The organism is Sphaerimonospora sp. CA-214678 (assembly GCF_050942215.1).
Lineage (GTDB): Bacteria > Actinomycetota > Actinomycetes > Streptosporangiales > Streptosporangiaceae > Sphaerimonospora.
This window is the reverse complement of record NZ_CP192056.1, coordinates 1,485,938-1,500,294: the sequence shown is the minus strand read 5'-3', so window position 1 is coordinate 1,500,294 and position 14,357 is coordinate 1,485,938. Positions and strand designations below refer to the sequence as shown.

Annotated in this window: 12 protein-coding genes; 2 read left to right on the top strand and 10 right to left on the bottom strand. The window is 70.8% G+C overall.

What is annotated here, in order from left to right; genetic code table 11:
• Positions 1 to 109: 109 nt before the first annotated feature.
• From treZ to ACQP1K_RS06905, 10 genes are all read right to left on the bottom strand, one after another.
• A complete protein-coding gene (gene treZ, locus ACQP1K_RS06950; protein WP_433500043.1) occupies positions 110 to 1,936 on the bottom strand; it encodes a malto-oligosyltrehalose trehalohydrolase in 1,827 nt (608 codons plus the stop codon).
• 52 nt (positions 1,937 to 1,988) lie between these two features.
• A complete protein-coding gene (gene treY, locus ACQP1K_RS06945; protein ID WP_433500042.1) occupies positions 1,989 to 4,220 on the bottom strand; it encodes a malto-oligosyltrehalose synthase in 2,232 nt (743 codons plus the stop codon).
• Positions 4,221 to 4,329: 109 nt separating this feature from the next.
• On the bottom strand, positions 4,330 to 5,319 hold the full coding sequence (locus ACQP1K_RS06940) for a glycosyltransferase family 2 protein (RefSeq protein WP_433500041.1): 990 nt from the start codon (positions 5,317 to 5,319) through the stop codon (positions 4,330 to 4,332).
• Positions 5,316 to 6,572, bottom strand: coding sequence for a glycosyltransferase family 4 protein (locus tag ACQP1K_RS06935; RefSeq protein WP_433500040.1), 1,257 nt, complete (start codon positions 6,570 to 6,572; stop codon positions 5,316 to 5,318). The genes ACQP1K_RS06940 and ACQP1K_RS06935 overlap by 4 nt, the downstream gene beginning before the upstream one ends.
• On the bottom strand, positions 6,569 to 7,858 hold the full coding sequence (locus tag ACQP1K_RS06930) for a lipopolysaccharide biosynthesis protein (protein ID WP_433500039.1): 1,290 nt from the start codon (positions 7,856 to 7,858) through the stop codon (positions 6,569 to 6,571). Before ACQP1K_RS06930 ends, ACQP1K_RS06935 begins: the two co-directional genes overlap by 4 nt.
• Positions 7,846 to 8,595 carry an NTP transferase domain-containing protein gene (locus ACQP1K_RS06925; protein ID WP_433500038.1) on the bottom strand — a complete coding sequence of 250 codons (750 nt, stop codon included), beginning with the start codon at positions 8,593 to 8,595 and terminating at the stop codon, positions 7,846 to 7,848. The genes ACQP1K_RS06930 and ACQP1K_RS06925 overlap by 13 nt, the downstream gene beginning before the upstream one ends.
• Positions 8,588 to 9,280, bottom strand: coding sequence for an HAD family hydrolase (locus ACQP1K_RS06920; RefSeq protein ID WP_433500037.1), 693 nt, complete (start codon positions 9,278 to 9,280; stop codon positions 8,588 to 8,590). The genes ACQP1K_RS06925 and ACQP1K_RS06920 overlap by 8 nt, the downstream gene beginning before the upstream one ends.
• Positions 9,277 to 10,506 carry a 2-phospho-L-lactate transferase CofD family protein gene (locus ACQP1K_RS06915; RefSeq protein WP_433500036.1) on the bottom strand — a complete coding sequence of 410 codons (1,230 nt, stop codon included), beginning with the start codon at positions 10,504 to 10,506 and terminating at the stop codon, positions 9,277 to 9,279. Before ACQP1K_RS06915 ends, ACQP1K_RS06920 begins: the two co-directional genes overlap by 4 nt.
• Positions 10,503 to 11,306, bottom strand: coding sequence for a glycosyltransferase family 2 protein (locus ACQP1K_RS06910; RefSeq protein WP_433500035.1), 804 nt, complete (start codon positions 11,304 to 11,306; stop codon positions 10,503 to 10,505). Before ACQP1K_RS06910 ends, ACQP1K_RS06915 begins: the two co-directional genes overlap by 4 nt.
• Positions 11,307 to 11,334: 28 nt before the next feature.
• The gene (locus ACQP1K_RS06905) at positions 11,335 to 11,940 is read right to left on the bottom strand and encodes a hypothetical protein (protein ID WP_433500034.1); all 606 of its coding nucleotides are present in this window, start codon (positions 11,938 to 11,940) and stop codon (positions 11,335 to 11,337) included.
• Between the two features lie 916 nt (positions 11,941 to 12,856).
• Between ACQP1K_RS06905 and ACQP1K_RS06900 the strand changes: the two genes are divergently transcribed.
• The gene (locus ACQP1K_RS06900) at positions 12,857 to 13,387 is read left to right on the top strand and encodes a hypothetical protein (RefSeq protein ID WP_433500033.1); all 531 of its coding nucleotides are present in this window, start codon (positions 12,857 to 12,859) and stop codon (positions 13,385 to 13,387) included.
• A gap of 44 nt (positions 13,388 to 13,431) precedes the next feature.
• Positions 13,432 to 14,346, top strand: coding sequence for a hypothetical protein (locus ACQP1K_RS06895; RefSeq protein ID WP_433500032.1), 915 nt, complete (start codon positions 13,432 to 13,434; stop codon positions 14,344 to 14,346).
• The last annotated feature ends 11 nt before the right edge of the window (positions 14,347 to 14,357 follow it).

Here is a 14,357-nt window from a genome sequence, read left to right as displayed (position 1 = left end):
AACCGCAGGCAGACGTGGGAGTGTGCGAGTTTCTGCAAGATCACGAATGGAATATCCGCAGCTCAGCGGCACCTTCTGCGAGTATCTACAAGATCACGGGAGGGGGGTGTCAGAGCTGGGTGATGACGAGGGACTGGGCGGGGAGACGAAGGTCGCCGTCAGCGATCAGAGCGCTCTCCGAGGAGGCGAGCAGAATCCGCCCGCCGCCCGTGCTCCCACCGCCCATGCCGCTTCCACCGCCCATGCCGCCTGTACCGCTCCCACCGCCCGTACCGCTTCCGGCGCCGGGCGTGAGCCGTACGGAGACCGGGAACGCGCCGAAGTTGGCCACGACACGCAGCGAACCGCGCGTCATCACCAGATATCGCCGGTCCTCGTCGAAGTCGACCCGGACCCGGTCGAGCCGCGGGTCGGTGAGATCGGGATACGACCTGCGCAGCGCGATCAGGTCGCGGTACCAGCCGAGCAGCGAGGCGTGACCATCCTCGGACGGCTCGGTCCAGTCGAGCTTCGACCGCAGGAACGTGGCCTCCTCCTGCGGGTCGGGCGCCTTCCAGTCATAGCCGAAGCCCTCGAACTCCCGCCGGCGCCGCTCCCCCTCGCTCGCCGCCAGCGAGGGCTCGAAGTGGTCGGTGAAGAAGTAGAACGGCGTGGTCGCCCCCCACTCCTCCCCCATGAACAGCATCGGCGTGAACGGTGCGGTGAGCAGCAGACCGGCGGCGATCCACAGTTGGTCGGGCTCCATCCGATCGCCCTCGGGACGGTTGCCCACCTGGTCGTGGTTCTGCACGCAGCAGACGAAGCGGTAGCCCGGCACGTGGGCCGCCGGCCTGCCGTGGGCGCGGCCGCGGAACGTCGAGTAGGTGCCGTCGTGGAAGTAACCGCGGGTGAGCACCTTGGCGAGCGCCGACAGCGAGCCGAAATCGCCGTAGTAGGCGTGGGTCTCCCCCGTGACGGCCGAGTGGATCGCGTGGTGGACGTCGTCGTTCCACGCCGCGTGCATGCCGAGACCGCCGGCCTCACGCGGGGTGACCATGCGCGGGTCGTTCAGATCGGACTCGGCGATCAGCGTCAGCGGCCGTCCCACGACCGCCGCCAGCGCGTCCACCTCGGCCGCAAGTTCCTCCAGGAAGTGCACGGCACGCTTGTCGTGCAGCGCGTGCACCGCGTCGAGGCGCAGCCCGTCCACGTGATAGTCGCGCAGCCACTGCAGCGCGTTGCCGATGAAGTAGCTCCGCACCTCGTCCGAGCCCGGCCCGTCGAGGTTGACCGCGTCGCCCCAGTACGACCCCTTGGCGTCGTGGAAGTAGGGCCCGAACTTGGCCAGGTGGTTTCCCGACGGGCCGAGGTGGTTGTAGACCACGTCGAGGATGACCCCGATCCCGGCCCGGTGGCAGGCGTCCACGAAACCCTTGAGCCCGTCCGGCCCGCCGTACTCCTCGTTCACCGCATAGAGATCGACTCCGTCGTACCCCCAGTTGCGCCTGCCGGGGACCGGCGCGACCGGCATGATCTCGACGAAGTCCACGCCGAGGTCCACCAGGTGGTCGAGCCTCCGCGCCGCACCCGAAAACGTCCCCTCCGGGGTGAATGTGCCGACATGCAGCTCGTAGATGACGGAGCCGCGCAGGTCACGGCCGCGCCACTCCTGGTCGCCCCAGGTGAACCTGTCCTGCTCATAGACCCGGCTCGGCCCCTGCACGCCGTACGGCTGCCGCCGCGTCCTCGGGTCGGGGTACGGCCCATGGCCGTCCACATAGAGGAAGTAGTCGACGCCGTGCCCCAGGCCGGCGCCGGAATGGCGCCACCAGCCGCCCCCGATCGGCGACATGTCGTGCCTGGTCTCCCCGAACTCGACCTCGACCCGCGCCGCCTTGGGTGCCCAGACCTCGACGGCACAGCCTTCAACGGCACAGACCTCGAAGGTGCCTTTCACGACATGTCCCTCCGGTTTCGTCAGGTGCACATCTGCCCGCTGATCGACGGGATCACCCCTGCGGATCCCCCTCCAGGATGGCGACCGGACGGCGGGACAGCAGATGTGCCATGGGCACCCGGCCCGTGTGCTCACACCCGCCGAGCAGGTCGCGCCAGCGGCCCGGGGGCAGCGTGATCGTCTCGCCGCCCCAGCCGCCCCGCCGTTCGAGCTTCACGGGCAGCCGGGTGGCGACCACGACGGCCGCCGAGGTTCCGGCTGAGGATCCGGTGGAGGCTCCGATGCCCCGCGCGAACGCGATCGCGTGCTCACCGGTCTCGATCGGCAGGTACGGCCCGGCCGGGTCGATGCGCTGCCGCAGCCTGAGCGCAGTGGTCGTGACCAGCAGCTTCTGGCCGTCCCATGTGTCGTCCGGAGCGGCCAGCAGGCGGCGGCGCCGGGCGAAGTCGACCGGCCGCCGGTTGTCGGGGTCCACCAGCGAGAAGTCGGTGGTCTCGTTGCCCTGGTACACGTCGGGAATGCCCGGCATCAGGAGTTGGATCGCCTTCTGCCCGAGTGAGTTGACCCGGGCGTACCGGTCGACGACCGCCGTGAACGAGGCGACCGAGGGACCGCAGACCTCGATGGCACGCCGGGCGAAGTCCCGCAGGCCCGACTCGTACTCCGGGTCGGGGTCCATCCAGGAGATGGCCGTCTTGGCCTCCCTGGCCGCCTTGAGCAGGTAGTCGGTGAACCGCTCGACGGAGATGGGCCACGCCGCCATGAGCGACTGCCAGGCCAGATAGTCGAGCCTCGGGTCGAACGACACCTCGGCCGTCCACGAGCCGGCCGCCTCGGCCCACTCATCCGGCAGTTCGGACAGTACGGCCAGGCGGGCCCGTACGTCCTCGGAGCGCTTGGTGTCGTGGGTGGACAGCGTGGTCATGGTCCTCGGGGGCAGCCCGGCGCAGAACTCGTGGAACTCCGCGGCAGAGACCCCGAACCTGTCGGGCTCGCCGCCGACCTCGTTGAGGCAGGCCAGCGGGTACCACCGGTAGAGGGCCGTGTCCTCCACGCCCTTGGCCATGACCGGGCCGCAGGTCTGCTGGAACCGGGTGACCGCCTCGGCCGGGCCGTACAGGACGAGATCGGCGGCCTTGGCCACCGCGTCGGGATCGGCGTGGGCGGCGGCCTCGCGTGCGGCGTCCCGGATGATCCGCACCGTCTCGTCCGGCGGCCGCTCGCCGGGGTTCACGTACGCCCGGTAGACGGGCATCGCCGTCAGCAGCTCCACGACCGCCTCGCGCAGCCCCGCCTCGCCCAGATCGGCGGTCAGCCGGTCGACCTCCCCGCGGAAGAACAGCTCGATGACGTGCTTCTTCGATTCGTACCGCACGGCCTCGTAGTCGTCGGTCACGCCCGTCAGCCGCCGGAACGTCGCGACCAGCGCGTCCCGGCCCGCCGGGTCGACGAACAGCCGGGTGATCATGTTGAGCGCGTCGTAGCCGGTGGTGCCGTCGCACGGCCAGTCGGCGGGCAGCCGCTCGCCGTCGATGAGGATCTTCTCCACCCAGAGCGGACCGGGCACGTGCGGGCGCAGCCGCCGCAGGTAACCGCACGGGTCGGCCAGGCCGTCCGGGTGATCGACGCGCAATCCGTCCAGCACCCCGTCCTCGATCAGGGAGAACGTCACGGCGTGGGTGGCGGCGAAGACCTCCGGGTCCTCTGCCCGCAGGCCGATCAGCGAGGACACGTCGAAGAAGCGCCGATAGCCGGGGCTCTCCCGCCGGCCGACGAGCCGGTAGTGCTGCGCCTCCAGCAGCTCGGGCAGCGGGAGGTGCTCCGTACCCGGCCTGATCGGGAACTCGTGATCGTGATAACGCACGACCCCGTCGACGACCTCGACCGCCGTGCCGTACGGCTCGTCGCCGAGTATGGGGAAGGCGACCGGCCACTCGAGGTCGAACCACCGGGCGTGCGGGGAGGCCGGGCCGTCCCGCAGCGCCGACCAGAGCTGCACGTTGCGCGACTCCGGCACCGGGATCGTCATGTGGTTGGGCACGATGTCGGCGATCAGCGGCAGCCCGGCCGCGGCCAGCTCGCGCAGCCCCTCCTCCCCGCCGAACTCGGCCCGCACCCTGCCGTGGTCCACCACGTCGTAGCCATGCCGGGAGTCGCGCACGGCCTGCAGGATCGGCGACAGGTAGAGGTGGCCGACGCCCAGCTCCCGCAGATATCCGACCAACCGCGCCGCCGCCGCGAAGCCGAAGTCCGGGGTGAGCTGCACACGGTAGGTCGATGTCACGAGGCCGCCTTCCTCTGGGTTCGCGGGGGACAGTCCGGTCGTCTCCATACTGCCCGCCGTGAAGGACCGGTGGCCAGGCGGCCACCGGTCCGTCAGATCGCGCCGGCCGTCATGTCGCCCGCGCCGGGGACAGCAGCCGCAGCGAGCCGACGGCCAGGCCGATGACCAGCACGACGTGCATGACCAGGTGAACGGTCATGAAGTAGGCCGCGAAAGCGGGCCCGCGCTGCCGGTGGACGAACCTGATGATCGCCGGGTCGGCCAGGACGAACCAGGCGACGAACACGGCGGGTACGGCGAACAGCAGCGGGTGGAACAGGCCGAGGACCGGGGCGGCCGCGGCCGGCGCCAGGCTCGCCAGCGCGAGCCCGCAGGCGAGGATCCCCGCCGGGCTGTTGGCCTGCTCGCCTCTGGACGCGCCCCGCCGGACCCTGGTCACGGCGAGCGGGATCAGCGGTAGGGCGCGTCGCCACTGCTCGGCGAGGATCGGCAGCAGGCGGCTGCCGTCGTCGTGGCGGCCCACGACGGTGTCGGTCAGCACGATCCGGGTGTTCACGGCGAGCCGGCTGCCGTACTCGACGTCCTCGCAGTCGCGCAGGCGCTCGTCGAACCGGCCCACGGCGAGCAGCACGTCGCGGCGGATCGCCGCGAGCGCGAACACGACGCTGTTGACCTCGCCCACATAGCGGCTGCGCCAGTAGACGGCGTGCAGGATCCGGTACCACTCGACCGGCCCGTCGTCGATGAGCGGCTCGGTGTCGTAGACGCCGTGCACACAGCCGATTTCGGGGTCGCGCGCCAGGATCTCCATCGCGTTCGCGACGGCGTCGGGCCGCAGCGCCACGTCGGAGTCGAGGAAGAAGACGACGTCGCCGGTGGTGGCGTCGATCCCGGCATTGCGCGCCGCCGACACCCCCCGGTTCTCCGGCAGACGGACGACCCGGCAGCCGAGTTCCTCGGCGATCGCCGCCGATCCGTCGGTGGAGGCGTCGTCCACGACGACGATCTCGTCGGGCCGCAGGGTCTGCGCCAGCACCGACTCCAGGCAGAGCCGCAGGGTCTTGGCCGCGTTGTAGCACGGCACCACCACAGAGATCATCGCTTCTTCCTCTCAACCGCCAGCACGTCCTCGTACACGGCGAGCGTCTCGCCGGCCGCCCGGCTCCAGCTCAGCGTCTCCCGCACCAGCAGCTCGCCCCGCTCCGCCAGGGCGCGGCGCAGGTCGGGGTCGGTGAACACCTCGATCACACCGTCGGCGATGTCGTCGGGGTCGGTGGCGCGCACGAACCGTACGGCGGGCTCGGCCGGGTCGCCGAGGAAGACCCGGGAGAAGCCGTCCCCGAGGACCACCGGCCGGGCCAGGGCCATCGCCTCGGTCGCCACCAGGCCGAACGGTTCGAACAGCGAGGGGAAGACGCACACGTCGGCCATCTCGTAGAACTCCAGCAGGTCCGGGCCGGTCACGAATCCGCCGGAGGTCAGCACCCGTCCGTCGAGCCCGGTCTCGGCGACGATCCTGGCGACACCGGCCTCGTCGCCCTCGCCCACGATCACCAGCCGCAGCCCCGGCACGGCCGGGGCGATCCGGCGCATCGCCTCCAGCAGCTGGTAGACGCCCTTCTGCCGCTCGATCCTGCCGACGAACAGCAGCACCGGATCGCCGGGCGCGATGCCGAGCCGGGCGCGCAGCTCCGCCGCGCCCCGGCGGAGCCCGTCCCGGTCGAAGCCGGGGTCGGACAGCAGCCGCTCGTAGGTGCCGCCGAGCCGTACGACCTCGATCGGGGTACGGCTCCAGCCCGCTGCGGCCAGCTGCTCGCGCACCTCGGGGGTGGCCACCACGACCCGCCGGGAGATCCGCGCCAGCCACCGCTCCAGGGCGGCGAACAGGTTGAGCGGGTCGGCGATGCTGCGCTGCGGGGCGACGCCGTACTCGGTGGTGTGCACATGGAACACGACCGGCAACCGCAGCGCGTAGTGGCACAGCAGGCCGCACAGGAAGTTCGTGGAGTCGTGCACCGCGACGAGGTCGGGCCGCCGCTCCGGGGGCAGGGCGCGTAACATCCGGAAATATCGCCAGTTGCTCACCACGACGGTCAGCGCGAGCAGCGCGAACTCGACGCCGCGGGTGCGGTTGAGCCGCCGCCTGCGGGAGATCGCCCCGAGAAGCCGGCCGCGCGGCCGGTAGACGGTGATGCCGCCGGTCCGCTCCCACACCGGCAGGCGGCCGTCATTGAGGGTGAGGACGGCCATGGGACGGCCGTCGGACAGATACGGAGCGATCAGCTCGGCGTACCTGCCGAGCCCCGCCGTGATGTTGGGCGGGAACTGGTTGATGACGTGGGCGATCCTCACCGCCGTGCCTCCATTGCGCCGGTCATGGCCGTCGCCGTGCCGTCCGGGCGGTAGAGCCGGGCGGCGGCGGTCATCACGACGGCCACGAGGATGAGATTGCTCAGAGCGAAGGCCACCAGCCCGCCGACCAGCCCCTGCCAGGCGATGAGCGCGGCCTGGCCGGCCAGTGCGGGCGGCGTGCCGATGAGCAGGCAGCCGATGAGCACCCGGGCGCCGCGCACGCCGTCCATCGACAGGGCGACCGAGTAGAGGTGGAAGACCGTGTGCAGGCCGATGCCCAGCGCCGACAGCGCCATCAGCCCGAGCGAGTACGGATACTCCTCGCCCATCAGCGCGAAGAACACGGTGCTGGCGGCGAACGAGAACACCGCGGTCGCGCCGAAGACGACCACGACGAGCCGGGCGATCCGCCGCATCACGGTCGGTTTGTCGGAGACGGCCAGCGTGGGCAGCAGGATCAGGCCGATGCCGTCGGTGAAGATCACGCCGAACAGCCGCTTGGGGAAGCCGTTGTAGATGGAGAAGACCCCGACGTCGGCCCGCGGCGCCCAGTGGTTGAGGAAGATCACGTCGATGCCGAACACCACGGCGTTGAGCGCGGCGATCGCGGTGACGTACGCGCCGAGCCGGTAGATCGAGCGGGCCAGCGCCGTCGACCAGGCGCGGGGCCGCACCTCGAACCCGACGACGGACACGGCGGCGAAGACGAGGTTCGTGACGATCAGCGCGATCAGGTACGGCTCGGCCTCACGCAGGCCGAGCACGAGCAGGCAGTACGCCGCGCTACCGAGGTAGGCGACGGCCACGGCGAACTTCAGACCGGCCACGAGCCGGAACCGCCGCAGCCCGCGCAGGAAGCTCTCGGTCAGCTGGTTGAGCGTCATCGACAGCGCCAGCGCCAGCGCGAAGGCCAGCGTGCGGGTGTCCACGCCGAGCACGCCCGTCAGCAGCGGGGCGGCCAGCAGGCCGACGGCGAACAGGCCCGACCCCAGCACGAGCGTGGCCGCGAGCGCCGTCGTCACCAGGGCCGGCCGGTCGCCGGGCTCGGCCCGCGGCAGCTCCTGGAACATGACGTAGTTGACGCTCATGAGCATGCCGACCGTGGCGATCAGCGCGATCGACAGGACCACGGTGAAGTGCCCGAACGCCGCGGCGCCGATGCCGCGGGCGATCACGAGCGTGGTCGCGGCGGCCGTGCCGCTGGCCACTGTGCTCACCAGCGTGGGACCGGCCGCCCAGCGGTGGGCGGCCAGGAGGGCGGCCGCCCGGTCGATCAGCGATCGCATCGCAGGTACGCCCGCCGGGCGAACTCCAGGTCTTCGGCCGTGTTGATGCCCCGCGCCTCGTCCGGATCGGTCACCGGCACCACCGAAAGCGGCCACCCCTGCCGGGACAGATGCGGCAGGAACGGCAGGAAGTTGACCTCCCCGGTGCGGGCGCCCACGGCCGCACCGGCCAGATAGCGGGTCCACTCCTCCCGCAGCCCGTCCGTGGCCAGGCAGAACACGCCGACGTCGCTGAGCCCGCCGGGGCGGCACTCGTCTCCCTCTCTCGACTGCCGTACTCGCACCAGCGCGCCGCCGTCCGTCTCGTACTCCACATACGGATCGGGCATCGGCACCAGCGGCAGCGTGAGCCCCTTCTCGTGGGTTCCGGTCACCCGGCGGACGGTCGACAGCGACAGGTTCGCCTGGTCGCCCCAGACCACCAGGATGGCGTCGTACGGCTCCCAGTGCGTAGCCGCGCCGAAGATCGCCCCGCCCATGCCGGTGGGGCGCTCCTGGACGCTCACCGAGACCTGGCCGCCCGCGATCTCCTCGGCCGCGAGCGCACGGAACGGCCCCTCCCCCTCGGGGGACATGACGACGTGCACGTGTTCGACGTACGGCCGCAGGCGCCGGTGGAGCAGGTGCCACACGGCGACCCCGTCGGCGATCTCGACCATGATCTTCGGAATGTCGAACCCCAGCCGGGCGCCGCGCCCGGCCGCCGGGATCACCGCGCACAGCCGTCGCTCAGCCACCGTTCACCTCCGAGTCGAGTAACGACGTCTCGAGTAATGACGTGATCTCGTCCAGGCATCCGACGGCGACCGCGCCCGGGGCCGGCTCCGCGACGTGGACGTGCAGGGTCGCCAGGCCTGCGCCGACCGCCGAAGCCACCCCGTGCGCGGAGTCCTCCAGCACCACCGCGTCGCACGGGTCGACGCCCCACCGCTCACAGGCGGCGGCGTACACGGCCGGATCGGGTTTGCTCGCCGGAACGTCGTCGCTGGTCAGCACGGCACGGAAGCGGCCGGTCAGCGCGCAGGCCGCGAGCACACGCTCGACCGAGGCCCGGCTGCCGCCGGTCACCAGGTACGCCGTGCGGCCGGCGGCGGCGAGCCGGTCGAGGAGGCCGCCGGCGCCGGGGAACAGCTCGGCACGGCCCGCGGCGACGTGCTCCCGGTACAGCTCCTGCTTGCGCCGGGCCAGCCGTCCGGCCCGCTCGGCGTCGCCGGTCAGCCGCAGCGCGGCGGCGCGGGTGCTCGCCCCGGCGTGGTCGGCGTACCGGAAGCCGGCGAGCGCCTCGGGCGCGACCTCGGCGATCGCCTCGCGAAAGGCCGCCTCGTGGACCGGACAGGAGTCCACGAGGGTGCCGTCGAGGTCGAAGAGCCAGTGGCCGCGGCGGACGAGGATCTCGGCCGGCGGGCTCACGACGGGGGTCATCGCGCCCGCGCCAGTGCCGCTTCGCCGCGGATGGCGAGCAGGGCCTCGACGGTGCGCTCCCCGCTGTGCGCGCCGGCCCGGCCGGGCTCCGCCAGGTCGGCGACGACCCAGCGTGCTCCGGCCCACTCCCCCCGGTCGAGGACGTCTTGCGGCACCATCGGGGCGTCCGGCGTGAGCGTGGTTCCCCGGTGGTTCGCTCCCCCGGGGTGCTCGGCACGGTGGCTCAGCACATGGGTCACCAGCCGCCGCTCGTTGCCGGGGTCGCCGAGGTAGGCCAGCGTGCGGTCGACGAGGTCGGTGGCGGTCAACCCGCGGACGTCGTGGTCGTGTCGGGTGTTGACGACGAACACCTTGGCCGCCGCCCGGTTGTCCGCGATCGCGTCCGCCACGCCGGGGGTGAGATAGCTCGGCAGCAGCGAGGAGTGCGGGGTGCCGGGGCCGTACACGATGAGGTCGGCGTCTCCGAGCGCCTCCAGCGCCCTCGGATTCGGCGTGATCTCCGCCCGGCCCCGGGCAAGGACCTCACGGGTCCAGGAGGGCGGCAGCTCCGCCAGCTCGGCACGCAGCCGGGCGTCCGGAGGCTCGCGCAACAGGAACAGGTCGGTGATCGGCGTGGCGTTCTGCGGCGCGACGATGTCCGCCTCGTCGGCCAGCAGCTCGCCGTCCCGCTTGAGCGCGACCAGGAACGCGTTCTCTCCGTTGGTCACATTGAGCAGCCGGACGGGCGAGCCGACCATGCGGGCGCAGGAGTCGACCGCGGCGTTGAAGTCCGCGCCGTGGCGCAGGTAGGCCCCGACGAACACGAGGTTGCCCACGGCGCAGTCGGCCAGGTCGAGACCGGCGGTGGCGGACCACCGCGCGAACGCGCAAAGGTCGGCGACGACGGCGTCGCGGATCTGGCGCGGCAGTGCGGCGAACGGACCCCGCCGCTCCCCGACGGCCTCGATGAGCGCACCGGTCGTGGCCCCCTCCGGCAGCCGGTGCTCCAGCACGGACGACAGCGCGGCCTGGGCCGGGTCGGCCGGATCGAGGTGGAGCGCGAAGTTCTTGCGGAAGTCCGACGGGCCGAGCATGCCGGGCAGGTGGCGCCGCAAAGCGCCGGTGGACAGCCCGTTGTCGTACCCGTTGATCACCAGCGACAGCTCGACCCCGGGCGTGTGCAGCAGGCTACGGGAGATGGCGGCCGCTCCGCGACCGCCGCTGAACATCGTCACAGCGACGGTCATCGGACCTCCTCCGGCACCGGCATGACCGGCACGGCCGGCAGGTCGCCCGGCCGCCGCAGGACGCCGCGGCGCAGCAGCCAGTGGCGGTAGCCGAGATAGACGACGAACAGAGCGCGGTCGCACGCTCCCCGCCAGAACCGCCAGCCGCGGCGTCCGCCGCCGCGCTCCCGGTGCTCGATCGGGACCTCGACCCACCGGTGCCCGATCTCGGCGACCCGGGCGGTGATCTCGGTCGAGCAGTTCATCCCGCCGGACTCCAGCGGCAGTGCCCGAAACAGCGGGCCGTACACCACCTTGAAGATCGAGTTGAAGTCGCGGTAGCGGGTGCCGTGCAGGAGGTTGCTCACCGCGGCGCTGGCCGCCGAGCCCCACCGGTACGCCACGCCGTCGGCCTTCCTGATCCGCGCGCCGGAGAACGCCACGGCCTCGCCCGCCTGGATGCGCGGGATGACGCGGTCGAGGTTGGCGATCGGGAACTGGCCGTCGGAGTCGAGCAGCACGACCCAGTCGAGCCGGGTGGCGGCGATCGCGGCCGCGATCGCCGCCCCCGCACCGCGATTGCGCTCGAAGCCGACCACGACGAGCCGCGGGCACCGGTCCCGCAGCTCGGCCAGGATCTCACCGGTCGCGTCCCGGCTCCCGTCGTCGCACACGACGATCTCCCAGTCGCCGACGGCCGGGTTGTTCTCCAGGTACTCCTGCCATTCGCGTACGGCCATGGCGATGTTGTCGGCCTCGTTGTACGCGGGCGCCGCCACCGAGATGCCCACGGTGCGCGATGTGACGTGCGGATCCGGCATGTCACCTCCTCGGACGGGTGGACGGTGGTCAGTGGGCGGGGTCGGCGCCGAGCAGGCGGCCGATCCAGCGGTCGAGCGGAAGCAGGTTGATCCCGACGATGATCGGCACGTGCACGAGGGCGAACACGATCGTCGCGCCGAACGAGATCGGGCCCCCGGTGAACAGGTTGATGTGGGGCGCGTCGATGACGTCGGGGATCGCGACGGGGTTGACGACCTGCCACATGATGTCGAGGAAGCCCGAGAACACGATGACGACACCGGTCGCCATGATCTTCAGGCAGCGGCCGGGGGTGCCCCCGCCGATCCGGTAGGCGGCCGCGACCGTGAGCACGATCCCGGGATAGAGCAGCAGGTAGAGGTGGGTGTAGAAGCTGTCACCCAGGGCCCGTGCGCCGTCGCCGTAGTAGAACCAGCTGATCCGCGGGATCAGGTAGCCGGTGAAGAAGACGAACGGGACGTAGAGCAGCCAGCTCAGGCGCGGCGACGTCCAGGGAAAGACCGCGATCGCGAAGCACAGGCAGGCGAACGCGATCAGTTTGGCGACCAGATCCCACGGCGAGTGGATCTCTCTGGAATGCGGCGTGGCCAGCCACACGAACGCGGCTCCGGCGGCGCCGACGGCCAGCGACATCCACCACAAATGGGGTGCCCAACGACGGGCCGTGGCCCCCGCGGCGCCTTCCACAGCGCCTTTGGCGGGGCCTGTTTTCTGCGTGAGAACATTTCCGCCGGGGCCCGTGCCGGCCGGAGGTTCTTCGCCCAATGCCGTCATGAAGACGCGGCACCTTCCTTCCATCATGCCGGTGGACAGACGTGCCGGACAGCGCCCACAGGAATGGTCCCCCCCGGGGGCGCGGGAGCGCTCCCACGCATTATGGCACCACCTTCGGAGTCGTCCGCAATGTCGAATGCCCGTCGCCCCCGCCGATCGGCGTACATTTCCGCAGCTCACCGCATGGATCAGATCGGGAAATGACACTGATCTCCGCGATTCGGCGGCGGTCCGGCGTTTTCCGTCACGACACGATCACTGTCAATTGTTCTTGCGAGACCATGTCAATTTTGGATCGGTCCTTTCCCGCCATGGAATAGCGCGATCTCGGCCCTCTTCGTCCATCGCCACGCGTCCGGCACCGCGCGCCCGAGCCGGGAGCGGCGCACCGCCGGCGGGATCGACGACCGGCGCAGACGCGAGATTCCCGGCCGCAATCCCAGCGAAGCGCGCCGCCCCGGTGAAGGCGCGGTCAGGATCGGCCGCACCCGGAAAAATCACGCGATGCGGTCCGGCCGCGATACATCGGGATATTCATTCTCGAACCGCCCCCACGTTGGCAAACGTTTACGTTTCCCGGTTTGAATCATGGACCGGCGACCGATTTCCCGATCCCTCGCCGGGCGAGAATGGCCGGGGTCGCAGCACGGTCAGCGGTGCCCGGAAACAGGAAACCGATGTTCTGGCACGCCGAAAGACAAGACTCAAGAACACGTCCTTTTTCGGTGAGACGGTCCGCGCCCGACCGCAATTCAATCGACCTTGGGAGTTCAGCATGTCCGCAATTCCCCGTAATCCCGCCGCTCCCCCCGGGTGGGCGTGCCTGATCGCCGGCGCGGCCGTTCTCGCGGCCGGAGGGGCGCTGTGTGCCTCGGTGGCACGGCCGGCCCCCGCCTCCGCCCACACCCGAGTCGTGGCTTCGGCCGTCGGAGCCGCTCCGATCCCCGAGGCGGACCTCTACGACGTACGCAACCAGGAGGACGTCGTCACGGCCGTCTTCACCCCGATTCCGCAGGCCGACCAGATCCAGTTCGTGCTGCACACCGTGCCGGGCGTCACCTGGTGGAAGGAGATCCGCCTCGTCGACGGGTCGCGCAAGACCCTGGCCGATCAGGCGGACTTCACCCAGGACGCCAAGCACCACACCAAGGTCCTCACCGTCGGCCGGAGCGCCGTACGGAAAGGCGTCTTCGTGATCTACGCGAAGGCCAAGGAGTTGGGCGCCCACACCGACAGGTACGAGGGAAAGGTGCCGGTCGCCCACCTGGGCCACCGCGTCGACATCACCTGGCAGAAGGACACCTGAGCGTGCCGAAATTCGTTGAACTTCACCCGACCAGAGGACATGAGATGTTTTCGCAGCGACCCGATCGGAGAACTCCCCGGCTGATCCTCGCCGGCGCCACGGCACTCACGGCGACCGCGGCCGTCACCGGAATCGTCACAGGGAACGCCCAGGCGGCGGGCACGGCCGAGGCCGCGCGCAAATGCACGCTGCCATTCGAGATTCCGGCGTCGCAGGGCGGCTTCACGGTCACCGCCTGCGCGGTCACCGCGAACGGCGTCCCCAAATACACGCTGCGAATCACGAACCGCACCCCCCTGCCGAGGCCCATCGGAATCAACGTCGAGGACAGCGGCCTCGAAATTCAGTACAACGTGCGGACGCTCAGGGCCGGGGCCTCCCTCGAGACGCCACCGATCGGCCTGTCCACCAGGAACGCCCTCGTCGAAATAGACGCGCAGTCGGCGTCCGCCTACACCGGCTATCCATGGGCTTCCGTCGGCACCGATGTCGCCGGCCCGACGCTGCCGAAGGTCGCCCGCTGCGACCGGTGGTATTGGAAGAGCCAGGCGAAGCCGAAGAAGACCCGCCGGGAAATCGGATGGTGGACGCTGGACAACACCCGCGGACAGAAGGACTGGACCGTCACCGAGACGATCGAGCGGGAGACCACCTCCTCCTTCACCAACTCCGCTGAGATCTCGGCCGGCGTGAGCGTCGGTTTCTCCGCCTTCAGCGCCGAGTTGAAGGCGTCGTACGGCATCACCACCACGGAGGAGATGCGCGTCAAGAAGGGGGAGACGGTGCAGTTCACCGTACCCGCCGGGAAGAAGGCGACCCTGCACGCCGGCATTCAGGAGGTCACGGCGAAGGGGTACTACTACCGGCTGAGCGACTGCGACGGCTCGCCGAAGCTGGAGTACTACCTGAACGTCCAGGAGCGGGCGCCGCTGCCCGGCAAGGTCACCTGGATGACCTGACGCCTCCCGGG

Bases quoted from the DNA above. Each gene is read 5' to 3' on its own strand.
- ACQP1K_RS06910 (WP_433500035.1), bottom strand. From the start codon at position 11,306: ATGCCGGATCCGCACGTCACATCGCGCACCGTGGGCATCTCGGTGGCG.
- ACQP1K_RS06905 (WP_433500034.1), bottom strand. From the start codon at position 11,940: ATGTCGCTGGCCGTCGGCGCCGCCGGAGCCGCGTTCGTGTGGCTGGCC.
- ACQP1K_RS06930 (WP_433500039.1), bottom strand. From the start codon at position 7,858: ATGCGATCGCTGATCGACCGGGCGGCCGCCCTCCTGGCCGCCCACCGC.
- ACQP1K_RS06915 (WP_433500036.1), bottom strand. From the start codon at position 10,506: ATGACCGTCGCTGTGACGATGTTCAGCGGCGGTCGCGGAGCGGCCGCC.
- ACQP1K_RS06940 (WP_433500041.1), bottom strand. From the start codon at position 5,319: ATGATCTCTGTGGTGGTGCCGTGCTACAACGCGGCCAAGACCCTGCGG.
- ACQP1K_RS06895 (WP_433500032.1), top strand. From the start codon at position 13,432: ATGTTTTCGCAGCGACCCGATCGGAGAACTCCCCGGCTGATCCTCGCC.
- ACQP1K_RS06900 (WP_433500033.1), top strand. From the start codon at position 12,857: ATGTCCGCAATTCCCCGTAATCCCGCCGCTCCCCCCGGGTGGGCGTGC.
- ACQP1K_RS06920 (WP_433500037.1), bottom strand. From the start codon at position 9,280: ATGACCCCCGTCGTGAGCCCGCCGGCCGAGATCCTCGTCCGCCGCGGC.